This window comes from Haladaptatus rarus (genome assembly GCF_054177585.1).
The window spans coordinates 59,670-83,864 of sequence record NZ_JBPEHG010000016.1; the positions used below are offsets into that span (position 1 = coordinate 59,670).

Sequence of the window (24,195 nt, forward strand, 5' to 3'; positions counted from 1 at the left end):
GAATCGTATTCGAACACAAACCACACGCTGCAGATACGATACTATGGAAGACAATACCACACAAGATTCGACCGTCGAAACGGACGGAGGAACCGTCACACAAGCCAGACAGTCCCACCGAAACACGGACTATCTCAACCAGGAAGTGAATCTACTCCAACCTAGTACACCGTTCATGCGTGACCATCTACGGGTAATATGGATCGGCTTCATCGCCTGGGCACTCACTGTCTTCGGCCCGGTAACGTTGACAGCAATCGCACCGGAGATGATGACGACGCAACTGCCCATCATCGGCTTTCCGCTGCACTATTTCCTAGTCGCCATCGGCGCACCAGGTGGCGCACTGCTACTCGCGTTCTGGTACGCTCGGAAGCGTGACCGGCTCGACCAGAAGTACGGAATCGAACACGGCACTCCCGAGAAACGGAGTAGTGGTGAGGGTGTCGCAGCCGACGGAGGGAACGTCGAATGATCGATGTTTTCCTCCAGACTGGGCTGCTACCGGAAGGACTCAATATCTCGTTCAAGATCGTGCCGGCCATCCTGGTTACGGCAATGCTCGCGCTGTTTCTCGCCATCGGATACGTTTTCAAGGTGGCCGACACCGAGAGTATGTGGGTCGCCGGGCGATCCATCGGGAACATCGAGAACGGGATGGCCATCGGTGCCAACTGGATGTCGGCCGCATCATACCTCGGGATGGCAGCACTCATCGCCCTCTCGGGGTTCTACGGGTTAGCGTTCGTCGTCGGCTGGTCGACCGGCTACTTCATCCTGCTTATTTTCTTAGCCGCACAGATGCGCCGGTTCGGGAAGTACACAGCACCAGACTTCGTTGGAGACCGCTTCAACTCTGATGCCGCTCGTGCCATCGCGGCCACCACGACGTTCCTTATCGGGTTCGTTTATGCCATCGGACAGGCCCGTGGAATGGGGCTGGTCGGTCTGTACATCTTCGGTGACATCGGTATCCCCGGCATGAGTGGCTACCAGTCGATGGTTATCCTGATGATGGCGATCACCGTCGGCTACCTGACGCTGTCGGGGATGCTGGGTGCCACGAAGAACATGGCAATCCAGTACACCATCCTCATCGTTGCGTTCCTGGCCGGACTCTACGCTGTCGGCTTCTCACAGGGGTATTCGACGGCACTGCCACATATCGAATACGGCGCGCTGTTCAGCCAACTCAGCAGTGAATTCAGCGAACCCTTCGTCAGTGGGAGCTACTACCTCTGGATCGCGACGGCATTCACGTTAGTGGTCGGGACCTGTGGCCTACCCCACGTCCTTGTTCGGTTCTATACCGTCGAAAACGAGCGCACTGCTCGCTGGTCGACGGTTTGGGGCCTGTTTTTCATCTGCCTGTTGTACCTCTCGGCCCCGGCGTTCGCGGCGTTTGGAACCGACCTCTACGCCAAGAGTATCGGCGCTGTGTACGGTAATCCCGGCATGAGTAGTGCTGCCGCCGACGTCATCGTCGTGCTGGCGACGCAACTGGCTGGATTACCCCAGTGGTTCGTCGGATTGGTGGCCGCGGGCGGAATCTCTGCCGCGATCGCGACAGTCGCCGGACTGTTCATCGCCGGCTCGTCCGCGATCTCTCACGACATCTACGCGAACATCATCAACCCAGAGGCGACCCAACGCCAACAGGTGCTCGTAGGACGCCTGAGTATCGTCGCGCTGGGCGTCATCACGACGCTGGCTGCGCTGAATCCTGCTGCACCCATCGCTGCGCTGGTGTCCTACGCGTTCTCACTGGCGGGCACGGTTCTGTTCCCGATGTTCTTCCTCGGGCTCTGGTGGGAGAACACCAATCGGCAGGGTGCCTTGGCCGGTATGACGACCGGCCTGATCATCTGGTTCATCCCGATGATTAACGAGGTTCTCCCGAGCTATGGCATCTTCGCCGGAATGGCTGGTGCCGACGGTGTCATCTCACCGTTCCTCGCGCAGTGGCTGCCAGCCCTTGCCTCGTCGCTGGTTGGCGTCCCGATCGTGTTCACGATCACCATCGGCGTTTCGCTGATAACTGACGAACCGGACATGCATACCAAACGATTGGTTCGGCAGTGCCACAGCCCCGAACCGATGTCGAAGATGCAGTCCGCAGAAGAGGTCGCAGCGACCGACGGCGGCACAACCTCTGCAGACGACTAATGATGGACGAACACGTTCTACCCACGACCCACGGCAGTTACGTTGCGGACGTAGCGGTGGAGCCGTCCTCCACCAATTATCCTCGACGAAAACGGAGGTTGCAAATCCATGATCACCCACGAGGAGGCGAACAGTGAGTCTCGTTGAAAATCTCGACGAACACATCCGCGAGAACCGTTCGGGTATGTTCGTCGATCTCGTGTTTGCTCTGGCATGGGTGTCCATCGTCTCGATCATTTTCGGCACGCTGGGCAGTCCGCAGTGGGCCTACTATCTGGCGATGTTCGGAGGTGTTGTTGCTTACTACGGCTTCTTTGGTTCGCTTGAGGTGGTGAAACAGAACCACGAATGAATATCCCTTCGTGGACGAATGGGAGCCAAACAGAACAATAGACACCCTTTCGTCCGACAGTGATTTCCTATTTCCATTCAATTTATATAAAATACATTTAATTATTGCAGATTTAGCTAACATGTTGGAAGCAACGTATTGGTTCGAGCATCGAGTACTGTACATTTGTTACATGAGAATCAACAACAAGTTCTGGAATTGCCAAAGCGTTATCAGAAAGCAGTTGCCACGATTGAACCCTTCCAGTACCGGAATTACGTTCTCCAAGGTGCAGAAGGAAAATTCTCCGACCTTTACAAGTACGTTGAGCAGGCTGACGTTTGAAAGCACGTTGGTGACAGCAAGCTATCCGAATCTAATTGATATTTTAGACAGAGATAGTTCGACCAACAAGACGACGGCAGCGCCCTGGGTCACGCTCGGGTTGCAACGTGGACAGTACGGGACAAACGACGTTGTGCGAGATAATCTCCGCTAATGAACCAAATATGACACATGATAACACAAGACGGGATTTCCTCCGAAATTTCGGAGCCATCGGCACGTTGTCACTCAGCCTCGCGCTGGCGGGGTGTTCGAGTGACAGCAGCGGTAAGACCACGTCGACGACACTGAGCAGTTCGACTCACAAGGTCGTGACGAACGACAACAATGTTTTCAAACCGGCGACAGTTACCATTGCAAAGGGCGAAACGGTCGTCTGGAAGAACGTCGGGAGAGCCGGGCACTCGGTCACCGCCTACGAAGACAAAATTCCGGAGAAGGCGGAGTATTTCGCTTCGGGAGGGTTCGACTCCGAGCAAACTGCTCGTGATTCGTATGCAGCCGGTGAGCCCGATAGCGGAGATCTCGCAGCTGGTGAAACTTACGAACACACCTTCGAGGTGTCCGGCACGTACGAATATTTCTGCATTCCACACGAGATGTTCGGCGATAAAGGAACGGTCAAAGTAACTGAATGACGGCAGCAACATGATGATTATAGAGAAAGAGACCTCCACGAAATCGACGACCTCTCGACGAAAGTTCGTCGGAATGGTCGGTGCAACCATATCCAGCGCCATTCTAGCCGGGTGTTCGTCCGGCCCGAGTTCAGGCAGACAGACAACGACGACGCGGACGAGAACGTCGATACAGAAGACGACCACACCGCCGTATCACGAACAGCCGCGCCACGACGTCCTGATGCCGGAAGACGAGTTACCGACATCACCTCAGCACGACGTCGATCTGATGGAACTCATGGTCGTCATCGAACGCGAAAACGAGTCGGTGGCTATCGTCGATATGGTAAATCACGAGCGAATCGCCAGAATCGACGATGTCGGGCGGGCGATCCACTTTGCTGACTTTCCGGGTTCGCTCGCCAAGGGAGGTCGAGAGGGTGCCTACGCGTACACGGTGTCCCGAGAGGGATGGATGTACAAGCTCGATCTCTACGGGTTCAATCGCGTTTCCAGGGTTCGAGCGGGGGTGAGCGCCCGGGGACTTGCGATTTCCAACGACGACCGATACGTGGCAAGTGGCTTCTACAACCCAAAGCAGTTGTTCATCGCCAATACGAAAGACATGTCTCCAGAAACGGTGATGGCGACGTCCGGCAAGAATGCAAACGGAAAGTCGACACCGAGTCAGGTTCATACCCTTTACGACGTCGAGAACGAGGGACTGTTTCTGTATGCATTGCACGAGGCCGGACGCATACAGATGGTCGACTACACCAAGAAGGACTTCCCTGTCGTCGCGGACTTCTACGTAGCGGATGGCCTCCACGATGGCTTCTTCGGCCCGAACGGCCGGTATTTCTTCGTCGCCTCGCAAGACGACAACGTACTGGGAGTCATCGATACGAAAAAGCGGGAGCTGGCAACGACCATCGATTCTTCGAAAGTTCCACACCCTGGTCCCGGTGCAGTCGACGCCGAACGGATGCGCGCGTACACGACGCACATGGGAGCACCAAAGGTTACGGTTTGGGATCTCGTGAATTTCGAGGTCATCAAATCGATCGATGTTCCCGGTAGTGGTCTATTTATCCGCAATCATCCCCGAAGCGATTACGTCTGGGCAGACGTCCTATTCGACTCTGACGGAAAGAACTCGCTCGTGTACGCAATCGACCCTGAAACCCTCGAAGTCGCTTTCAAAGTCGACTGCAGTCAGTGGGGAACGGGTCGGTCATTACATCCTATCTTCACCAGCGACGGATCTCAGGTGTATCTCAGCCTCTGGGATGCCGGTAAATTGGTCGTGTTGAACTCCAGCACCGGTGATCACGTCACTACTATCGACGGCTTTAGCACACCGACCGGTAAATTCCCTGCTCGCCGTGCTAAGGGTCACTGAAAACGGAGACATCGGTTTCCCAGTATCGAGCGTTGGAATGCTCTCGTGAGGACGGGCTCGGTGTGCGAGGTCGAAATCAGTATGCAAGAAAGATATAGCGAGATACAGTGTATAGTTCAGAGTTTTCTTCGTTCTCGCGGGGATGCTATGCGATCTCTTCAGAGGTCGTATCCCCATTCACGGAGGATTTCTGCTGCGTCTCCCAGATTCTGCATTCCAGCCAGATAGATCGCTTCACGAGCATCGAGCCGATATACGTCCTCGCCAACGAGCGTCTCCAGATCTCGTTCTGCGTCCTTCGCACGGTCGTTCGTGCTGTCCTGGACGAATAGCTGATGGACATTCTCTCGTTCGTCTTTGACGGTATCACGACGAAGCGTGAGTGGCAGATCTGCCCGATTGATCCGATCGGTATTACTGCTCGATGAGACTGTCTCGTCAGACTGTTCCGTCTGTGTTTCGGACTGCGACTGGGAATCCGTTTCTGTCGAATCTCCTTCTCTAGTCGCCGTCGGCTCGTCTTCTTCGGATTCATGTTCTTCCGATGAATCGTCTGCGAAGGGATCGGATGCGCCAGATTTCATGCTGTGACCTCCGGTTGGTCGAACTGTTTGGCAATGTACGTCGCGAGTTGGTCGAACTTCCTCAGCGTCTCTTCTTCGTACTCCCGAAGATCGCGGTATTCGTCGTTTTCAGCGAGTTCGAAGATGCTGACTTGGCTATCCCAGGAATCGCCGAGCATCGACCCACGTTCTCGGATGGAGACCGGCGCGATAGGAAGGTCTTGTTTGCCTAACTTCTCGCGGTACTCACGTTGCACGTTCGTGTTCCCCACCTTGTTCGGGACGACGCCGAGGACGCCGACTTCGATATCGCCGAGCGTGTTTTCGATGTTCGTGACCACGTCCCGCAGTCCGTCGACACTCTGTGAACCTTTCGCCGAGAGTTCGGCGGGAATAAGGAGGTTCGACGTGGCGTAGATCGAGTTGTAGATGTGCTGGCCGACCGTTGCAGGCGGGTCGATGATCAGGACATCGTAGTTCGATGGGACATCCGCCTCGGCCAGCACGCGTCGAAGTTGTTTCTCTTTCGGCCATCGGTAGTTCGCGTCGTGCATGTCTTCTTCCATCTGGGCGGCCCTGGTCAGGTTGCGTTCAAGCGATTCGAGCATATTATGACCAGGGACGAGGTTGATGTTCTCTTCGGCCTCGACGATGAGATCCGAAAAGTCGCCTTTCGGTCGTTCGACCATATGCCGAACGAGGTTATCGACTTCCGGATCTTCGCGGTGATCTTCGGCACCAAAGTGGTGTGTCAGTCCACCGTTCTGCGGATCCATGTCGATCGCGAGGACGCGTTGGCCCTGTCGTGCGTGAGCGGCGGCCAGGTTCACCGAGAGCGTCGTTTTTCCGACACCTCCGGCCTCCGACCAGACGGTGTATGAAATCATGTATCGGTCACATGGCAGTCGAGGTATAAAAAGACTCGTCAGACGAACTGGCCAGTAAGTCTATCCAGTCATACTGGGCAGTGTGATTGAATAGTATTGCTAGACAGAAAGAACGTGGTTGCTGATCGCCGAGATCGAGGGGAGATCACAGATAGTGAGGATAGAATCCGGTGAGAAAGATGCCAATCTGTGTTCCGCTATTCGCTTTCAATGGAGTATGAGAGTATCTGAATGATGAATTCTGGTAGCCATTCAGAGCAGGCATACTGACTAGTAATACCGTTCAGTACGCTCAAAATGTACCATCCAGAGGATCATACTGTGTGAGAATACTTCGTAGTCATACCAGATAGTGTTGCTTCATCACCCCTCATCCAGTGTTACTGAATTAAAGTACTGTTCAGTATTATCCCTCAGCAATACCAATCATTGATACTGTTCAGTATTCCCGTCGAATGTAGACAAATCGTCCTTCGATCAGTATGGCACCCAGTTATCCTCGACTTCGGGGAAGAATCGCCCGTGAAAGTCGAACGGAATCGGATGTGGAAGGGAAGCTCGTGCAAGTTCCGTAAATGACGAACCATCGAGGACGACTAACCAGGAGCGTTCAGCATCGACATCGAGTGCGACAGTGAGGACGACACCGTCGTCTTCGGTTGCTCCTTCTGGTCGTGGGACGAAAATCGGCTCGCTGAAGTGGTTCTCCCTGTCGGAGAACTCCGAAACAGTGCCCGTCTCGGTATCGATCTTGAGGATTGCGCGTGGCCATTCCGTTACCGGTTGGTCGGTGCCTTGCGCGTAGACGTATCGATGTTCGTGACACCACCGTGCTGGCGAGACGGTCGGTAATGCTGTCCCCCCCTCGTACAACATCTCACGGGAAATCGTCGCGCTGTCTGTTTCGTCGAGATGGATTTGGAACCGTTCCAACCGGCCGCCGAAAACGCCGAGATCACCCGATCGGAGTTCGTCGAGATAGAGGGCGTCGAGTGAAACCGTATCCGGCACCGTTTCGAGATCGATGACGAGTTCCGTGTCGGTTTCGTGAGTGGATTCGACCTCGTACGCATTGACGTGGTGAAAACCGAAGAACGCGTCCGTTTTGGGTTCGGCGATGATATGTCCTTTCTCTCGATCGATGACGAGAAATCGCGTTCCTCGTTCGGGTTTCCACTCGAAGTTCTCGATGAACGGGTCTTGATTTCCTGGGCGGAGAAAGTCGATCGGATCGACGACGAAGGGAAACTCCGTGAGAACGACGTAGTGAGGGGTCAAAGCAAAGCTGTGCATGTACGCTGGCTCATCGACAGCGGCTGAACAGATATGGTCTCGGTCGGTCGGACTCGCCATCGCGTAAACGTGGTACGAACTCGTTCTCCCGAACTCGGTCTCGAAGTTGACCATCGAACCAGTGTCGATATCCCGATTCATGTGCGCGCAGGCGAGTCGACCGTTGGGTTCGGGGCCGTCGTACTGGAGATCGCCGAGTGTTTGGAGTGTGGTTGGATCGAACTCGACCCAGCGTGGAGTTTCAGTGAGGGCTAGATAGTGTCTCCCGACCCGCTCGGTGATGACGTTCGTATTGTCGTAGGGTTTCTCGAAGAGAAACGATTTCAGGCGCTCGAAAAAGGACGTCTTGCCGGTTGCAAACCCACCCTCGAACGTGCCATCCAGCGCAGCAGCGTACGCGTCGGTTCGAAGAAATCGATTCTGGTAGGTGATTCCGTCGTTGAACGTGAACCGATGGAGCATCGCAAATCCATCGAACCAGTGGTCGACCGTCGTCTCTCCGAGTTCGAATGCCCCTGGGCCATTACGAACGAGTGTTCCAGAAATCCACTCCGGAAGCGTGCCGTCGACCGAGAGTGCTGACTGTGTCTCGTTCGTGAGCGAGTGAAACCCAGGTGGGTACTGCGTTGCCATACGACGTTCGACCCATTCGACAGTGGCGATTGTCGAGAACATTTCGGCCATCGCGCTATTTCTGGATAAACTGCCGGGTGGCACTGATCTTCAGGCAGATCGACTTGCTAGCGGATATAAGTCGAGTTAGACTTCAGTGGTAGTGATATTGCTCGGTGATTCGTTTCCAGTGTTGTTGCATCCTCCATCCTTCCGGTGTTGGGCCCTTTCCGTGTTAGAGACACCCCTCGTCCAGAGTGTAACGAGATGTTGTGTGAGGTGAGTTGGCGGGACCCAGATTCGAGAAAGAGTTTGTAGAGACACACCCCTCGTCCAGAGTGTAACGAAAAAGGTCTGTTTTGTTGTCGGAGCGTGACTGTAGGCCGTATTCGATATTCAATCCGGTAAAATAGCATTAGATGGTCTGTAGAACTCGAATTCGATAGTTCAGCCAAAATGGATGGATACGATTTAAACGATAGATAACCAACTGATGACGTTGGGGTAACCATCAACTATGCTTTCGGTAAGTTTAAATACTATAACGGCAAAAAGTTCCCCAAGTACTATTCGTCCTAAGTTGAGACGAATACGGCTATTCGTCTCTGGTTGCATTCGAATCGGTCAAATACGTCGAAAACGACCTGAATATTCTCTCATCTACCGAGACATCAAACGATGTCTCAGTAGCGGTAACCATCGTAAATTCGGGAATCGATCTGAAAGAAACGACCCTTCATCTCGACCGCAACACGCCCTCGACGATACACTCTGGACAAGGGGTGTGTGAGTCAACGGTTTCTGAAGACACCTTCCAACGATAGGTGCTAACCATCAACTCTCTCACCAGTATTTATTTCACTAATTCTATAATTGCACTATAAGTATTGCATATCTCTTCGTTCCATTTCCCGACTTCCGCCTCTCGGTGTGGCTTTCGTCGTTTTGATCAGCGACTCTGATTCGTTCGAGTTACACTCAGGACGAGGGGTGCCGTTAGAAACCTGTAGCGAAACGTGGAATCCTCGGTTTACACTCTTGATGGGGGGTGTCCTCTCTGACGTCGTGGAATACAGTGTTACGCATGGATTCGGCCATACACTCTGGGTGTGGTCTTGATGATGATACCATGATAAACGACTTACAGCGTGTCTCCCCGCAATTTACGGTCGAATTACACTCTGGTTCGAGAGGGGGTAACTATTTGTGCTAGGCCAACACTGCTTGTCTTATGCCCGATGACCCGGCTCGGATCACCGATTTCGGTGACTCCTTCGAAGATCCTGCCAAAGATCCACTCTTCAGCGTGGATGAGGAGGATTCCGTTGCGCAGATCTTCGAGCGCAAGGAGTTACTGAAAGTAGGTCACGTTCCCGAGAGCACGCGAATCGTCGGTCGTGATACGGAGATCGAATCCGTCGCTGCCGAGATCCGTCCCATCGTCCAGTCCGAACCGCCGAACAACGTCATGATCTACGGCAAGACGGGAACTGGAAAGTCACTCGTGACACGGCACGTCACCGAGCGCGCGCGACAGGCAGCAGCTGCTCGGGATGTGGCAGTTGGAACCGTGTACGTCGATTGTGCACAACACGATACCCATACCCGTGTCGCTCGGACGATCACACGCTCGCTGAACGACGAGGTTATGACCGATCTGTCGATTCCTCGCACTGGAATCGGAAGTGGGGAGTACTACGACTATCTTTGGGAGATTCTCGACAAATGCTACGATGCCGTGCTCATCATCCTCGACGAGGTCGACCGTCTCGAAACGGACGACGTGCTCATGCAACTCTCACGTGCACGGGAGTCCGGGAAGGTCGATTCCCATCTCGGTATCGTCGCGATCAGTAACAAGATCGAGTATCGAAACCGGCTCAACGAGCGTGTGAAAAGCAGCCTTCGTGAAGAGGAGTTCGTCTTTCAGCCATACGACGCGAATCAGCTCCGGGAAATCATGGGGCACCGACGTGACGCTTTCAAGGAGGATGTGCTGACTGACGACGTTATCCCACTTACCGCGGCATTCGCAGCGCAAGAACACGGTGACGCGCGCAAAGCGATCGAGATCCTTCGTCATGCTGGTGAACTCGCGGAACGACAGGGCGACGGCAAGATCACCGAAGAGCACGTCCGGAACGCGCAGGAATGGGCGGAGGTCGACCGTTTCGAGGAGCTACTTCGCGGCTCAACGACGCAGGTGAAGTTCATCCTCTATGCGCTTGCGCTTCTGACCAAGGAAAACCGTGAGGACGAGTTCTCGACGAGCCGGATCTACGAACAGTACACGAAGACCTGTAAACAGCTCAATGCGAACGTTCTCAGCGAACACCGGGTCTACGAACTACTCAAAGAGCAGGCGTTTCTCGGCGTCGTCGAATCGACGCGAACCGGCGGTGGGCGTGGGCAAGGGAGCTATCTCGAACATCGACTGGTTCAGGACACGGGTGTCGTCCTCAAATCTGTACTTCGAGACAGTCGGTTCGACGAGATAGATTGATCAGGCGCACAGTGAAGAGATGATGGTTACTACTGCTCGCCAGTAAGAAACCAGGGTTTCACATCCTACGCTGCTGTTCATAATCACTGTCGGATAACTCTGTCCAGTAATACCGAATAAAATCACTGCCTGTTACAACTGTCTATATTTACTGCTTGGTAGAACCGAATAACACCTCTGTTTGGTATGGTCATTTAACAGTACTGTCCAGCACAATCACTCACCGTTTTTTTATAGCAGATTCAGTCTTCATCACTTTCCAGCAACTCGTTCACTGCAGTCTTTCTATGTTTCTGCAGATGATTCTCGGTCGCCGATTTCACGTGACACGACTGCTTGATGGCATTGTTCAATTTTACTATCGAGGATCGTTCCGCAGAGCTATTGCTCGATATTATTTTTTAGAATTACTGTCCGATAATTTTCTCAGTGGTTCTATCCAGCATCTCTGTTAGGTATGCCAGGCCAGTATTGCTGGCATGCCTGTTCAATATTGTTGGTTAGAATTACTCGTTAGTATTATTGGACAGTGTGACTGGGCAGTGTGTTTGCTCAGAAATACTGCCCAGGGGTGCTGTTTGGAAGGTCAGTTCAGTACGAGTAGAAAACCAGTAGTAGAAGGTTTGGCGGACTCGTTGGATCATCGTTTCGCAGATCAGGTTGATTGGACACCGATTCATCGATCGGATACTACGGTTCGACATCACTCGTGGTTGGTTATCAACTATTAATTTTTATTGACTAATATAAATTGACCGATTCGGAATTTTTCCTCTACGCCACTCTGGTCTCCCCTATCGGCATTCTAATCGGTTTCTTTCACTAGTATTTTATTAACAAAACCCATATGTTTATAATGCTGATATGATTTTCTCGTGTATATATGAACGAACGATGGACGCTTTTGGCATACGACCAACCCGATATCTTCGAGTACTATTTCTCGGAGTACGATGGTGGAATGCTGGTCAACCCGTCCGTGGAGACGGTCGAGAAACTAACTCGTGCTGTGGAGGAGTTCGAAGACTCCTGTCCGCCAACGCAGATACTGGCATCCGAATCGACGCTCAAATCGATACGCAACGATTTCTTCCTGGCCAGTTTGGTGGCCGATCTCGTGGCAGCAGGCTCCCTCGAAATCCGTGCTGCTGACTCGATCCCGAACGATTCACTCCTGGTCACCGATGATGAACTCGTCGCTCTCGTATTCGGTGGCTCAGGGGTCGGCGGGCTCGTCACTGACGAAAGCGACTTCGTGTCCACTGCCTCCGAATTCTATAGCACCCAATGGGAAGCAGCGTCAGAATTCCCGCTACGTACCCCACCTCGCTCGGCTGTTCAGGATTCGTTACAAGAAAAGTTCGGGAACGAAGTTTCCGATGATTTCAACGGCATCCTGGCATCGATCGAATCCGCTCGCGGCGCGAGAACCGAACTCGACGCGTCGATCATCAGTCTTCTCGTCGCTGCGAAAAACGAACTTCAACTCTACGAGTTGCGGCGCTGGGGCGAAGACGTTGGAATCGCGAGTCCAGCCTCCATCTCTCGGATGAAGACCGAGTTGGAATCGGCGGGTCTCGTCGGAACCGAAAAAGTTCCAGTTCAGGTGGGCCGTCCAAGACAACGTTTGAAATTCAATAACGAGGAACTAAAAACAGCCGATACCACCGAGTTGGCAGAAGTTGCACTAAATCCACTCGACTAATCCCCCTCGTTTTCCAGCGACCCCTTACGTCGAATCGGTTGATGGGTTTCATTCTCTGTTGTGATATCAACAATTACGATGGAATCTCATTCATAGAACGTCAAGCAGATTAAGCTAACGATTAAATCTGTGGTTTACATTCATGTGAATGTTATGAGCAACCATACCAAGGTCGTTCATGCTCCAACCACCACCTCTATTTGCCCAACAGTCACCACACCTCATCACGGCTTCTCCTCCATTACCCTGCTCTCCCCCAATTATAGTATTCGTAGCATCATCTCCTCTCCGATCGAAACTCGAAACACGCTCTCTCGTTCAGCCGTTTCACAGCGGGGGTATGCGAGATGAGTTTGATAGTCGTTGCAGATATCGCTCATCCCGACCTTGCACTGATACCGACGATCAGGACAGTCACCGATTACTCGATTCAGGTCGTCCCACATTCGGCGACCGACCCCGAGACCGGGATGTTCTTCTTCCTCGTCAAAAACGAGGAGGGTGTGTTCGAGTCGTTCGAGCAAGCACTCGATGACGACCATACGGTCGAGAAATCACTTCTCGTCTCCAACTCCGGGATAACTCGCCTGTATCGACTGTGTCATACTGACGAGACGAAGTTGATCTCACCGAAGACGATAGAAGTGGGTGGGCTGATGATCGAAGCGGAGAGCAACCGGCGAAACTGGGCCGTCAAGCTTCAACTTCCCGACCGTGACGCGCTCGCCACGCTCGTTGATTTCTGTGAGAACGAATGTATCTCGTTCGAGCTGGCCAGGATGTATCGACAGGACGAACTGATGGTCGGCCAGCCGATGAAGCTGACGAAGGCCCAACGAACCGCGTTGGTAGCGGCATACGAACAAGGCTATTTCAAGGAGCCCCGTGACACGTCCCTCGAAAACCTCGCAGACCAACTCGAAATCTCACCGACCGCCGTGGGTGGCCGCCTTCGCCGTGGAATGGACGAACTGATTCGGGCGATCCTTATCGAAGAGTGAATCGAAATTGGAAAAATACCAATCGGGTCGAAAACGCACCGAAAGTCATCAGAAACGGGTGGCCAGTGTCGCGAGCACTCCGTGATACGAACGGTCTGCCTCCTTTGAACGGTCTGTTTCACGTCGCGCTGATGTGGTCGTCTTTCGGTTCGTACAGTTCACCTTTCATCCGAAGCGTTCGGATCTCTGAGAGGGTCTCGTCGATCGTAGCGCCCTGCAAACTCTTCGCAGCGGCGATGACGCCGATCGGGACACCGTCTTCGAAACGGTGCTCCAACGTCTCGATGACCGCCTTGACATCTCCCTCGGTCGGAACGTCCTCTTCTTCGAAATCGGCGTGCACCCACTCGATATCGTGACCGGTCAGCTTGGTGTGTCGCCGGTAGAACGCTATCGCGTCGTTCGGCTGATCGACTTCTTTCTGCACGCGACAGTCGGGGCACGAGACGACGAAGCTTGACTGGTTTTGCTGGCTCATTGTGTTTGGATCTGGTGGAATCGAGGTTCGAAGGGCCCTGAGTATTTCTGAACCGTCGGTCAACGATCGTTCAGGCGTTGTACGCCTCCTGTGCCAGTCGATGAAGTTTGTGAACCGTGTGCTCGTTCGGCCCGAGTTGTGCCTGTGCGAGTGCGCCCATCTTCAGGCCCTCATACTGCCGTTCGACCAACTCGATGTCCTCTTCCTGCAGTTGGCGACTCGTCTCGATGAACCGCTCTTCTTCGTCACTCAGGTCGGGGTCCTTGAAGAAGTAGTCGGCGACGAGGCTGAACCGTTGTTCGTCGATCGGGTCGATGATGTAGGTTCCGTACCCGTCTGCGGTTCCGTACATGTTCACCGTGAAGTTCGGCCACATGTAGTAGAACCGGGCTTCGTGCTCGTCGTGGAGCGACATGTCCGATTCGATGTCCTCCTCGTGGGTGTAGTGGAGAACCCAGTGGTAGTCGTTGACTTCGAGTTCAGACCTGTCGAGCGAGATGCCCGTGATCCAATCCTGGTGGTTGGCCTCGCAGTGATCACACTCCGAGTAGTTGCCACCGAAGACCTTCCAATTGCATTCGACCTCGGAGACGATGCGACGGGCGTGTTCGTACTCACCGAGTGGAAGTGATTCGAGTTCCGTCTTCATCTTGCCAGCCTGCTCGTCGAGCGAAATCGGGTCGTCGTCGAAGTTGATGAACACCAATGGCCCGATGGTGTCCGTTCGGACTTCCATGAGTGCGTTCTCTTCCGCGTCGAACTCCTGGACATCGTGGTCTTCGAGGTCTGGGTTCAAACTCGCTTCCTCGAAGCTGTTCGGGGTGTTCGAAAGCGTTCCGTCGAGGTCGTACGTCCAGAGGTGGTACGGACACTGGATGCGGCGTGCGTTGCCGGGGTCAGTCATGGGAGTGTCGTCGACCATCTTCGAGCCCCGATGTGCGCAGACATTGAAGAATGCCCGGACGGAATCGTCGTGGTCGCGGACGACGATGACCTGTTTATCACCCACGGTGTGCGTGAAGAAATCGCCCGGCTGTTCGATGCTGTTCGCGTGACCTGCGTAGACCCAGTACCGCGAGAACACCTTCTCTTTCTCCATCTCCCACACCTCCGGGTCGGTGAAGTACTTCGCTGGCAGTGCGTTGCTTTTGTCCGTGATGTCGGGACTCACCGGCTCCGTTTGGGCTCGACCGTCGTTCCACCGCGTCATGTGCGAACAGTCCTCATTCCCCTCGATAAATGTTGGTCGCAGATAGGACACCCTTATAAGTCAATTCCCGTAGCCGGTGTCGGTTTGCAGCGTTTTCCTCTAGCTCCACTATCGATGAGAGGGGCGTTAGCACTACCCAAACCATCATTACAGCCCCGCCGAAACCGTGGTGCATGGGCGACGAGCGGTACGACGTCATCGTTCTCGGTGTCGGTGGAATGGGCAGTGCAACGACGTACCACCTCGCACGGAGAGGGATGGACGTTCTCGGTCTCGAACGATTCGATGTTCCACATACGATGGGATCGTCGCACGGAATCACGCGAATCATCAGACGGGCGTACTACGAGCATCCGTCGTACATCCCGCTGATCGAACGAGCGTACGACCTCTGGGACGAACTGGAGACACGCACGGGCCGGGACCTCCTCCACAGAACCGGGTCGATAGATGCGGGCCCACCGGACTGTGACGTCTTCGCAGAGTCGCGACGTTCCTGTGAAGAACACGACATTCCACACGAGGTGCTCACGAGTGCGGAGGTGACGGACCGATTCCCCGGCTACCAGTTACCCGAGGAATACATGGCCGTCTACCAGTCCGATGGCGGATTTCTCGTTCCCGAACAGTCGATCATCGCTCACGTGGAAGCCGCCCAGAACGACGGCGCGACGATCCACGCCAGAGAACGAGTGATAGACTGGGAGGAGACCGCTGATGGTGGTGTCCGGGTCGCCACCGACCGCGACGAGTACGAAGCCGATAGCATGGTCATCGCCGCGGGTGCGTGGGCCGCCAAATTCGTCGACGCACTCGATGAATTGGCGGTTCCTGAGCGACAGGCCCTCGGCTGGTTCCAACCGACGACCCCGGAACAGTTCACGCCCGAGAACTTCCCCGTCTGGAACCTGCAGGTTCCCGAGGGGCGTTTCTACGGCTTCCCGAAGTACGACGTTCCGGGATTCAAACTCGGGAAGTACCACCACCGCGACGAGCAGGTCGACCCCGACGACTGGAACCGTGACCTCGAACGCGAAGACGAAGACGTATTGCGGGAGTGCGTCGAGAACTATTTCCCAGAGGCTGCCGGGCCGACGATGCGACTCGCCACCTGCATGTTCACGAACTCCCCAGACGAACACTTCATCATCGACACGCTCCCCGACCATCCACAGGTCGCCGTCGGCGCTGGGTTCTCGGGACACGGATTCAAGTTCGCCAGCGTTATCGGCGAGATTCTGGCTGACTTGGCGGCAAACGGCGACACCGACCATCCCATCGAGATGTTCCGTCTCGACCGATTCGACTGACTCTGAATTCTCGACCGATTCGACAGACTCGGATACTTAGCCTGTCGGCCTGAGCACGCGCCACGCGGTTCTGGGCCGTAACAGCGAGTTCGGCGGTTGTTCCATCATCAGCACGCGAAAGAAGGCGTCGGACAGCACGGCATCGGTGTGAGCCTTGCGGAGTAATCGAGACAGATATCGGTTCACGAAATCGCTTCCACGGGGCTTCGGGCCGGTGGTTTCCTCGAACTGGTGGTCTGACCCGACCGCCATGTTCCACGCGATATCGATGGTTTTCTCGGCCCGTTCGAAAAATCGAAGTGCGAGATCTTCGCGCCCACCTGCCGAAAGCGTGTGGTGGAGAATCACGGCTTCGAGCGCGGCGACAGACATACCCTGGGCGTAGATCGGATTGAAGCTGGCGATCGCATCGCCGATGACGACCAACCCACCAGGGAATCGGTCGAGTTCCTCGTATCGATGTCTGATGTTGGCCGGAAAGCGGTAGTGGATAATGTCGTCGGAGGTTCGTGGATGCTCGTCAAGAAGGCGTTTCATATGCGGGTCGGGAAGTTTCGCGGCGAAGTCGATGAGTTCCTCCGGCTCTGCTGGCGGGTAGTCACCGTGCATACCGAACAACGTCATCAGCCACCGGTCGCCTTCGACGGGATTGACCCCACCACCACGGGCAACCGGAGGGGTAGGCGTCACGACGAACGACCTACGGTCGTCGGTAGGGCGCTCGATAAGGATGGTGCTGTAAGCCAGGTCGATATGGACCTCGTCGACTGGCGGCGGTGTGTATCCGTGCGAATCCAGCCAGTTCGGTGTCTTGCTCGGTCGACCGGTGGCATCGACGACCAGTTCGGCACTGAGTTCCTCAGTCTTCCCACCTGTTTCCACGGGCCTGACGACCACGCCTTCGACGGTCGCCCCTGCGTCGTCGACGAGGTAGTCGGTCATCTGGCAATTTCCTCGCAACTGGATACTGTCGATATCGGCGACACACCGTCGTGCTATCTGTTCATATAGCGGTCTGGTCGCGCAGTACAGCGGGATACGTCGGGGACGGTCGGCGAGGAAATCTCCTTCGATGAAGAAATTGACGTTCCGAGCACCATCGATCACTAATCCCCCCGCAGAGAGCAGTTCTTCACCGTATCCTGGAAACAGATCTTCTAGCGTAGAATGTCCGGCCTCCAGTAGGATGTGGATGTGGTTCGATTGGGGGACCCCACGACGGGCGATCGGTTCGTCAGGAAGGGGATCTCGGTCGATGATCGTGACCGCCTCGAACGAATCGGCGAGAACGCGAGCAGCGAGCAAACCGGCCATACTCGCACCGACTACCACCGCACGCCCATTCTTGCCTCTTCTATCGTTGTCGTATCGCGGAACCGTAGCCAACGTCATGACAGCCATTCACCTCACTACACACTTCGCCGGATTATGTGTTAACGATTGGCAAAGATGGTGGGCTGCTCTCATAAACCGTATGTGGCGATACAAACACACAAGTTCTACGGCACCAACTTCGAAGGATAGGTCTACTGCGTCGCAAATATCCAGCATAAATTCGTCTGACGTACTCCTTTGGCCACGAAGGCGACGTGATCCTCGTCGATGTCGACCACGACGCAAGGGCAATCGATGCCAGGCGCAAGCGGCCAGGTGTACACCCCTGAACCGGGGGGATGTGTCGGATCGAAATTGTGACGCACGGTCGGTAAAATTGCTCGCCCGAGGCCACGTTATAAACGGGGACAACTACTCACACGAGAACTTATAGGGGGTGACGAAAACTGGGGGATAGTCCCATGTTCACAGGAGACACACTCCCGGAGAGTGCTGGCACTGTCATCGTCGGTGCAGGTTGCGTGGGGTGTAGTGCAGCGTATCATCTGAGCAGATTGGGCCGTGAGGATATCGTGGTCGTCGACCAGGGGCCGCTCTTCGAGACCGGTGGCTCTACCTCGCACGCGCCGGGACTCGTGTTCCAGACGAGCGGGAACAAGTTGATGACGGAGATGGCGACGTACACGCGAGAACTGTACGACGACCTCGGCGGCTTCCGCAGATCTGGTGGCATCGAGGTAGCCTACACCGAAGAACGGTGGGACTACCTCAAACGCAAACGGGAGTGGGGGATGGCGTGGGGAATCGAAGGCGGTGAACTCCTTTCGCCTGCCGAAGTCAACGGCCAGATTCCACAGATAAACGAGGAGGTCATCCACGGTGGCTACTACGTCCCCACCGACGGAAAGGCCCACGCGGTCGATGTCTCGGAGACGATGGCCGAGTCAGCGCACAAGAGGGGTGTTCGATTCTTCGGTGAGACGACCGTGACGGATATCGAGACAGACGATGGATCGGTCTCGGCAGTCGTCACCGAGACGGGGCGCATCGAAGCCGACGAAGTGTTAGTGGCGACGAACATCTGGGGGCCACTGTTCGGTGAGATGGTCGGCGTCGATATCCCGCTCGTCCCCTGTGCGCACCAGTATCTCGTCTCCGACGAACTCGACGCGTTGGAGGGAGCCGAACGCGAGATCGAACAGCCAATCCTCCGTCATCAGGACTACTCTCTGTACTTCCGTCAGCACGGCGAATCCTACGGCATCGGGTCGTACAACCACGAACCGTTGTTGGTCGACCCAGAGGACATCCTCGACCCGGAAGAAGCGCCTGACCAGCCCTCGATCCGAGAGTTCACCCAAGAACACTTCTACGAACCGACCCATCCTGATATCGACAGTTCGGCGTACGATGCCGCGACCGAACTCGTTCCGGCGTTTCAGGACTGTGAATTCTCCTACCGAATCAATGGAATGTTCTCGTTCACTCCGAATGGGATGCCCATCTTCGGCGAAACCGAGGACATCGACGGTCTCTGGTGGGGGCTGGCAGTCTGGGTCACGCAGTCCGGCGGTGCGGGCAACATCCTCGCAGAGTGGATGGAAAACGGCGTTCCGAAACTCGACGGCGACTCCGTGAACGTGACCGACGCGCATATCGACCGGTTTCAACCGCACTCGGGCGCGCGAACGTTCGCCCGCGACCGCGGTGCCCAGCAGTATCAGGAAGTCTACCAGCTCATCCACCCCCGTGCACAGCCGCAAGACGAACGTAACCTTCGCCAGAGCCCTTACAATCCTCAGCAGACGGCCCTCGACGCGGAGTTCTACGACGCCGATGGCTGGGAAGCCGCCCAGTGGTACGGTACGAACGAAACACTGCTCGACGAATACGACGTTCCCGACCGGGACGGCTGGCTCGGAAAGAACTGGTCGAAAGCCCACGGTGTCGAACATCAGGCCGTCCGCGACCGCGTCGGTCTCTACGATCTGACGTCGTTCACCTGCATCGAAGTGATCGGCGATGACGCCGTCGACTTCCTTCAGCGATTGCTCTCTAACGACGTCGACATCTCCCCTGGCCGAGTCAGATATGCGACGATGCTCGACGAGACGGGCGGGATCCTGGCGGATCTGACCGTCTCACGACTGGCCGACGACCGCTTCCTGCTTCTGACAGGCGGTGGTCGCTCCGGCACCGAACAGATCCGGTGGGTTCGTGACCACGCACCCGACTCTGTAAGGGTGACCGACCGAACCTCCGGCACCTGCGGCCTCGGTGTCTGGGGTCCGAACGCCCGGAAGACACTCGACGACCTCGTCGAGGCCGACATCTCACACGAAGCATTCTCGTTCTTCTCCTGCCAGGAAACCTACGTCGGGAGTATCCCAGTGACGATGCTTCGCGTCTCCTACGTCGGAGAACTCGGCTGGGAGCTGTACGCCCCGATGGAGTACGGTGCGAAACTGTGGGATCTCGTCTGGGACGCAGGCGAAGACCACGGCGTGATTGCGATGGGCGATGCCACGCTCAACTCCATGAGTATGGAGAAGGGATTCCGGCTGTGGGGTACCGACATCACGCCCGAGTACAACCCCTACGAGGCCGGAATCGGCTTCGCGGTCGACCTCGACACCGACTTTATCGGGAAAGAGGCACTCAGTGATGCACGTGAAGCGGGACTCGACCGGAAGATCGCCTGCATGACACTCGACGAGCCTAGTGCTGTCGTCGATACAGGGCGGCCCGTCCTCGACGGCGATGCGGTACTCGGATATACCGCACGTGCAGAGTACGGGTATACGGTAGATGCGGGCATCGCCTATGGCTACCTGCCCCCAGAATACGCCGAGGCCGGTCAGTCGGTCGAGATCCAGTACGAGAACGAGCGATATGCTGCGACGGTTCAGAACGAGCCGCTGTTCGACCCAGACCGGGAGAAGATACTCCGGTGACGACCACCCCGGCAGAACCGTTCTGACTGGCTGGCGGCCACGCCGAATCCCGTATCCACCCCGAGCCGATCCGGTTCGACCCGAGAAACCATGAGCGAGAAACCATCTGCATCCGTCGATTTCGACGATATCGAACAGGCACGAGAGCGACTCGACGACGAGACCGTCGTCAAGCGAACGCCGGTCGAACGAAGCACGTCCTTGGAGGCGATGACCGGAGCCGACGAGGTGTATCTCAAGATGGAACACCTCCAGTGGACGGGGTCGTTCAAGACGCGCGGCGCGTACAACACGATCAAACAGCGCGTGCGAGATGGCGATTGTGAACGAGTCATCGCTGCCAGTGCAGGCAATCACGCACAGGGTGTCGCCCTCGCGGCGACGAAACTCGGCGTCGAATCGACCATCGTCATGCCGAAGACCGCACCCCAGACGAAGATCAACGCGACCCGTGGCTACGGTGCTGACGTCGAACTCGTCGGGCGGGATTTCCGGGATGCGATGAACTACGCAAAGGAACTCGCCGAGTCATCCGACGCGGAATTCATCCACGCCTACGACGACCCAGCCATCATCGCTGGACAGGGAACACTCGGAATCGAGATGTACGAAGACCTCCCGGAAGTCGATACTGTCGTCGTGCCGATCGGCGGTGGGGGCCTAATCAGTGGCATCGCCACAGCGTTCGCAACCCTCTCGCCCGAAACCCGGATCGTCGGCGTCCAAGCTGAAGGTGCCGCGACGGTTCCGGGAAGCCTCGACAAGGGCATCCCGCAGACCCTCGACTCGGTGGACACCATCGCCGATGGCATCGCCACCGGTGGAATCTCGAACCAGACGCTTTCGCTCATCGAGCAACACGTCGACGAGATCGTCACCGTCAGCGACCAGGAGATCGCCCAGAGCATCCTGCTACTGTTAGAGCGTGCGAAGCAGGTCGTCGAGGGAGCAGGAGCCGCATCGGTGGCTGCTATCCTGGGCGAGCTATCCGTCGAAAACGAGACCGTCATGCCACTGCTGTGTGGTGGCAATCTCGATATGACCATGCTCCAGACCGTCCTGATCCACGCACTCACCAGCCGGAATCAGATCCTTCGGCTTCGCGTTCGTATCACCGACGAACCCGGTGCGATGGCGGAACTGTCGGGAATCATCGCAGGCCATGGAGCGAACATCCAGACCGTCCGCCACGACCGCGCAGTCGAAGAACTCGACGTCGGTGAAGCGTATCTCACGTTCCAGATCGAGACGAGCGGTGCAGAGCACGCGGCCACCATCATCGATTCGATCGTCGATGCCGACTATCCGGTTCGACACGTCAATCGAACCGAGGACTGAACCCAAGGAGAACCTCGAACCACGGAGGATTCGTTCTCGGCAGCACGCCCTGTTTAAACGACCTCAGGTGGTGAAGACGAACATTTATACACAGTTGTGTGCATGAATGCCGTGTGTCTTACTACCATGACACATGGTGGCGAGTGTGACGATACGGCGCGAGTTCTCAGATACTGTGTAGGGTACGGTCGTGATTTCTCGGTCGAAAGCACTGCTCGTCGGGTACGATCTGCAGGCTATCGGCTACTGACGCTGCCATCACGAACTGTGGAGAGCATCGATATTCGAACACCACCCCGGTTCCAGAACACGATACAACAGAGATAGTCACAAATGAGTACAGATTCACGAGGATTGATCGCAGAGTTCAGAGACGAGATCGACCCCCTTATCTTCGGTGCTGGCGTCGTCGTCGCTGTCGCGTTCATCATTTCGTACGTGTTGAGTCCGACGGTCACTGTCGATGGCGAACAGATGAACCAGCTCGGCAAGCTCTTGACGGACACCAACAAATGGTTATGGTCGAACTTCGCGTGGTTCTATCTGTGGGCGATGGCGATCTTCGTCGGCTTCTCTGCGTTTCTCATCCTCGGGCCGTGGGGGAACATCAAGCTCGGAGGTGAGGATGCGGAGCCGAAACACAGCTTTCTGACGTACTTTGCGATGTTCTTCTCGGCGGGTATCGCCGCCGGTATCGTCTTCTGGGGGCCTGCCGAGGCGATCTACCACTTCGGGAGTGGGACGCCCCTGACCGGCAACAATCCGGGAACGCAGGCGAAGATGCTCTCGTCGCTCCAGTACACCTTCTTCCACTGGGGCATCTCTGCGTGGTGTGCCTATCTCATCGTCGGCGTTCCGATTGCGTACTTCGCATACAACAAAGGCGCGCCGTTCCGCTTTTCGACGCTGCTCGCACCGTTCATCGGCGTCGATGACCTCGCAGACAGTCGGACAGCGACGGTCGTCGACATCATCGCCGTGTTCGGAACGATGGGCGGTATCGCCACGTCACTGGGCTTCATCGGGCAACAACTGCTAGCCGGTCTTCAGTACAAGTTCGGCTACACCTTCGGCGACGTTGGAACCATCCTCACCATTACAGGTGTGACGTTCATCTTCACCCTCTCGGTCGTCTCGGGGGTCGAGCGGGGGATCAAACGCCTCTCGCAACTCAACGTTATCGTGTTCCTGCTGTTGGGGGTCGTCGTCTTCGTCGTCGGCTTCCCTGCATTCGTGTTGAATCTCGGCACGCAAGCTATCGGGGCGTATCTCGACGATTTCATCCACCTGAGCTTCTTCACCGGAGCGGGTACCGGCAGCGACGCCTCGTCGTTCGTCGGCGCGTGGACCGTCTTCTACTGGGCGTGGTGGTTCTCGTGGGCACCGTTCTCCGGCATCTTCCTGGCGAAGATATCGAAAGGCCGCACGATCCGTGAAGTCGCGTTCGTCGGCGTCATCGCGACGACACTGGCGACGGTTCCGTGGTTCGCCATCGTCGGCGGTACGTCGATGCGACTACAGTCCAACGGCAGTACAGATATCCTCGGTGCCATCAACGAGTTCGGTGTCGCGGTCTCCGGCTATCCGCTGTTCGAAGCCCTCCCCGCTGGTGAACTACTGTCGGCCCTGTTCTTCCTGCTTGTCATCACGTTCTTCGTGACTTCCGCAGATTCCTCGACGCTTGGGATAGCGATGTTGACCAGTGGTGGGAAAGAGAGTCCCTCGAAAGTCAACCGTCTCGTCTGGGGTGTCCTCCAGGGACTCGTGGCGTCGATCCTCATCGTCATCGGTGGGACGAGCGCACTCCAGCAGGCCGCTATCATCACTGGCGGGCCAGTCGCCATCGTCGGACTCATCGCTGTCTATGGGATGGTAAAGGAGTTCAGCGACGTCCACGGTCGCGTCCTCGTCCAGGAAGGGGCTGCCGTCCGTGGCCAAGACATGCTCATCGGTGGTCAGAGTTCCACTGGTGAGACGGTCGGTGCCAGTGATGTGGCCGCTGGCGATGCATCTGAAGACGACTGACTGACGTTTCCACCGTGTAGAGAGTCCCGGCGTTTTCGCCGGGCGAATGTTACGTTTCGGAGTGTAGTGGTGTCGAATTCACATGATATGTAGCTAACACTATGATTCGTTTTACCA

Annotated in this window: 18 protein-coding genes; 12 read left to right on the forward strand and 6 right to left on the reverse strand. The window is 55.9% G+C overall.

Annotated elements, in window-relative coordinates; translation table 11 throughout:
- The first annotated feature begins 43 nt into the window (after positions 1 to 43).
- The 5 genes from ACR3FE_RS23100 (at position 44) to ACR3FE_RS23120 (ending at position 4,864) form a co-directional block, all read left to right on the forward strand.
- On the forward strand, positions 44 to 475 hold the full coding sequence (locus tag ACR3FE_RS23100) for a DUF4212 domain-containing protein (protein WP_458210158.1): 432 nt from the start codon (positions 44 to 46) through the stop codon (positions 473 to 475).
- Positions 472 to 2,166, forward strand: coding sequence for a sodium:solute symporter family transporter (locus ACR3FE_RS23105; RefSeq protein WP_458210159.1), 1,695 nt, complete (start codon positions 472 to 474; stop codon positions 2,164 to 2,166). The genes ACR3FE_RS23100 and ACR3FE_RS23105 overlap by 4 nt, the downstream gene beginning before the upstream one ends.
- Positions 2,167 to 2,299: 133 nt before the next feature.
- Positions 2,300 to 2,518, forward strand: a complete 219-nt coding sequence (locus ACR3FE_RS23110; RefSeq protein ID WP_458210161.1) for a DUF8119 family protein — start codon at positions 2,300 to 2,302, stop codon at positions 2,516 to 2,518.
- Positions 2,519 to 3,006: 488 nt separating this feature from the next.
- Entirely contained in the window at positions 3,007 to 3,480 is a 474-nt protein-coding gene (locus ACR3FE_RS23115; RefSeq protein ID WP_458210163.1) for a plastocyanin/azurin family copper-binding protein, read from the forward strand.
- 10 nt (positions 3,481 to 3,490) lie between these two features.
- Positions 3,491 to 4,864 carry a cytochrome D1 domain-containing protein gene (locus tag ACR3FE_RS23120; RefSeq protein WP_458210165.1) on the forward strand — a complete coding sequence of 458 codons (1,374 nt, stop codon included), beginning with the start codon at positions 3,491 to 3,493 and terminating at the stop codon, positions 4,862 to 4,864.
- 158 nt (positions 4,865 to 5,022) lie between these two features.
- On the opposite strand, the gene ACR3FE_RS23125 is transcribed toward ACR3FE_RS23120, so the two are convergent.
- The 3 genes from ACR3FE_RS23125 to ACR3FE_RS23135 all read right to left on the reverse strand — a co-directional run bounded on the left by ACR3FE_RS23125 (position 5,023) and on the right by ACR3FE_RS23135 (position 8,240).
- Positions 5,023 to 5,448, reverse strand: coding sequence for a DUF7970 domain-containing protein (locus ACR3FE_RS23125; protein ID WP_458210167.1), 426 nt, complete (start codon positions 5,446 to 5,448; stop codon positions 5,023 to 5,025).
- Positions 5,445 to 6,314, reverse strand: a complete 870-nt coding sequence (locus ACR3FE_RS23130; protein ID WP_458210169.1) for a ParA family protein — start codon at positions 6,312 to 6,314, stop codon at positions 5,445 to 5,447. Before ACR3FE_RS23130 ends, ACR3FE_RS23125 begins: the two co-directional genes overlap by 4 nt.
- A gap of 477 nt (positions 6,315 to 6,791) precedes the next feature.
- The gene (locus tag ACR3FE_RS23135) at positions 6,792 to 8,240 is read right to left on the reverse strand and encodes a carotenoid oxygenase family protein (RefSeq protein WP_458210171.1); all 1,449 of its coding nucleotides are present in this window, start codon (positions 8,238 to 8,240) and stop codon (positions 6,792 to 6,794) included.
- A 1,210-nt stretch (positions 8,241 to 9,450) separates the two neighbouring features.
- On the opposite strand from ACR3FE_RS23135, the gene ACR3FE_RS23140 reads away from it, so the two are divergent.
- The 3 genes from ACR3FE_RS23140 to ACR3FE_RS23150 all read left to right on the forward strand — a co-directional run bounded on the left by ACR3FE_RS23140 (position 9,451) and on the right by ACR3FE_RS23150 (position 13,428).
- Positions 9,451 to 10,722 (forward strand): Cdc6/Cdc18 family protein, encoded by a 1,272-nt coding sequence (locus ACR3FE_RS23140; RefSeq protein ID WP_458210173.1) that lies wholly within the window; start codon positions 9,451 to 9,453, stop codon positions 10,720 to 10,722.
- Positions 10,723 to 11,605: 883 nt separating this feature from the next.
- Entirely contained in the window at positions 11,606 to 12,427 is an 822-nt protein-coding gene (locus tag ACR3FE_RS23145; protein WP_458210174.1) for a transcriptional regulator TbsP domain-containing protein, read from the forward strand.
- A 347-nt stretch (positions 12,428 to 12,774) separates the two neighbouring features.
- Positions 12,775 to 13,428 carry a helix-turn-helix domain-containing protein gene (locus tag ACR3FE_RS23150; protein ID WP_458210176.1) on the forward strand — a complete coding sequence of 218 codons (654 nt, stop codon included), beginning with the start codon at positions 12,775 to 12,777 and terminating at the stop codon, positions 13,426 to 13,428.
- Positions 13,429 to 13,546: 118 nt separating this feature from the next.
- Here the strand turns inward: ACR3FE_RS23150 and ACR3FE_RS23155 are convergent, their stop codons facing one another.
- Positions 13,547 to 13,906 (reverse strand): hypothetical protein, encoded by a 360-nt coding sequence (locus ACR3FE_RS23155; protein ID WP_458210178.1) that lies wholly within the window; start codon positions 13,904 to 13,906, stop codon positions 13,547 to 13,549.
- A 70-nt stretch (positions 13,907 to 13,976) separates the two neighbouring features.
- Complete coding sequence (locus ACR3FE_RS23160) at positions 13,977 to 15,116, reverse strand: aromatic ring-hydroxylating oxygenase subunit alpha (protein WP_458210180.1); 1,140 nt, start codon at positions 15,114 to 15,116, stop codon at positions 13,977 to 13,979.
- Between the two features lie 173 nt (positions 15,117 to 15,289).
- On the opposite strand from ACR3FE_RS23160, the gene solA reads away from it, so the two are divergent.
- A complete protein-coding gene (gene solA, locus ACR3FE_RS23165; RefSeq protein ID WP_458210182.1) occupies positions 15,290 to 16,426 on the forward strand; it encodes an N-methyl-L-tryptophan oxidase in 1,137 nt (378 codons plus the stop codon).
- 36 nt (positions 16,427 to 16,462) lie between these two features.
- On the opposite strand, the gene ACR3FE_RS23170 is transcribed toward solA, so the two are convergent.
- Positions 16,463 to 17,827: an FAD-dependent oxidoreductase gene (locus tag ACR3FE_RS23170; protein WP_458210184.1), complete on the reverse strand. Its 1,365-nt coding sequence runs from the start codon at positions 17,825 to 17,827 to the stop codon at positions 16,463 to 16,465.
- A gap of 395 nt (positions 17,828 to 18,222) precedes the next feature.
- On the opposite strand from ACR3FE_RS23170, the gene ACR3FE_RS23175 reads away from it, so the two are divergent.
- The 3 genes from ACR3FE_RS23175 (at position 18,223) to ACR3FE_RS23185 (ending at position 24,078) form a co-directional block, all read left to right on the forward strand.
- Complete coding sequence (locus ACR3FE_RS23175; RefSeq protein ID WP_458210186.1) at positions 18,223 to 20,715, forward strand: GcvT family protein; 2,493 nt, start codon at positions 18,223 to 18,225, stop codon at positions 20,713 to 20,715.
- 90 nt (positions 20,716 to 20,805) lie between these two features.
- Positions 20,806 to 22,053 (forward strand): threonine ammonia-lyase, encoded by a 1,248-nt coding sequence (gene ilvA, locus ACR3FE_RS23180; RefSeq protein WP_458210188.1) that lies wholly within the window; start codon positions 20,806 to 20,808, stop codon positions 22,051 to 22,053.
- Between the two features lie 333 nt (positions 22,054 to 22,386).
- The gene (locus ACR3FE_RS23185; protein WP_458210189.1) at positions 22,387 to 24,078 is read left to right on the forward strand and encodes a BCCT family transporter; all 1,692 of its coding nucleotides are present in this window, start codon (positions 22,387 to 22,389) and stop codon (positions 24,076 to 24,078) included.
- Positions 24,079 to 24,195: the final 117 nt, after the last annotated feature.

Excerpts from the sequence above, each read along its gene's own strand:
- ACR3FE_RS23100 (WP_458210158.1), top strand. The coding sequence starts at position 44 with ATGGAAGACAATACCACACAAGATTCGACCGTCGAAACGGACGGAGGA.
- ACR3FE_RS23105 (WP_458210159.1), top strand. The coding sequence starts at position 472 with ATGATCGATGTTTTCCTCCAGACTGGGCTGCTACCGGAAGGACTCAAT.
- ACR3FE_RS23115 (WP_458210163.1), top strand. The coding sequence starts at position 3,007 with ATGACACATGATAACACAAGACGGGATTTCCTCCGAAATTTCGGAGCC.
- ACR3FE_RS23120 (WP_458210165.1), top strand. The coding sequence starts at position 3,491 with ATGATGATTATAGAGAAAGAGACCTCCACGAAATCGACGACCTCTCGA.
- ACR3FE_RS23125 (WP_458210167.1), bottom strand. The coding sequence starts at position 5,448 with ATGAAATCTGGCGCATCCGATCCCTTCGCAGACGATTCATCGGAAGAA.
- ACR3FE_RS23130 (WP_458210169.1), bottom strand. The coding sequence starts at position 6,314 with ATGATTTCATACACCGTCTGGTCGGAGGCCGGAGGTGTCGGAAAAACG.
- ACR3FE_RS23135 (WP_458210171.1), bottom strand. The coding sequence starts at position 8,240 with ATGGCAACGCAGTACCCACCTGGGTTTCACTCGCTCACGAACGAGACA.
- ACR3FE_RS23140 (WP_458210173.1), top strand. The coding sequence starts at position 9,451 with ATGCCCGATGACCCGGCTCGGATCACCGATTTCGGTGACTCCTTCGAA.
- ACR3FE_RS23145 (WP_458210174.1), top strand. The coding sequence starts at position 11,606 with ATGAACGAACGATGGACGCTTTTGGCATACGACCAACCCGATATCTTC.
- ACR3FE_RS23150 (WP_458210176.1), top strand. The coding sequence starts at position 12,775 with ATGAGTTTGATAGTCGTTGCAGATATCGCTCATCCCGACCTTGCACTG.
- ACR3FE_RS23155 (WP_458210178.1), bottom strand. The coding sequence starts at position 13,906 with ATGAGCCAGCAAAACCAGTCAAGCTTCGTCGTCTCGTGCCCCGACTGT.
- ACR3FE_RS23160 (WP_458210180.1), bottom strand. The coding sequence starts at position 15,116 with ATGACGCGGTGGAACGACGGTCGAGCCCAAACGGAGCCGGTGAGTCCC.
- solA (WP_458210182.1), top strand. The coding sequence starts at position 15,290 with ATGGGCGACGAGCGGTACGACGTCATCGTTCTCGGTGTCGGTGGAATG.
- ACR3FE_RS23170 (WP_458210184.1), bottom strand. The coding sequence starts at position 17,827 with ATGGCTGTCATGACGTTGGCTACGGTTCCGCGATACGACAACGATAGA.
- ACR3FE_RS23175 (WP_458210186.1), top strand. The coding sequence starts at position 18,223 with ATGTTCACAGGAGACACACTCCCGGAGAGTGCTGGCACTGTCATCGTC.
- ilvA (WP_458210188.1), top strand. The coding sequence starts at position 20,806 with ATGAGCGAGAAACCATCTGCATCCGTCGATTTCGACGATATCGAACAG.
- ACR3FE_RS23185 (WP_458210189.1), top strand. The coding sequence starts at position 22,387 with ATGAGTACAGATTCACGAGGATTGATCGCAGAGTTCAGAGACGAGATC.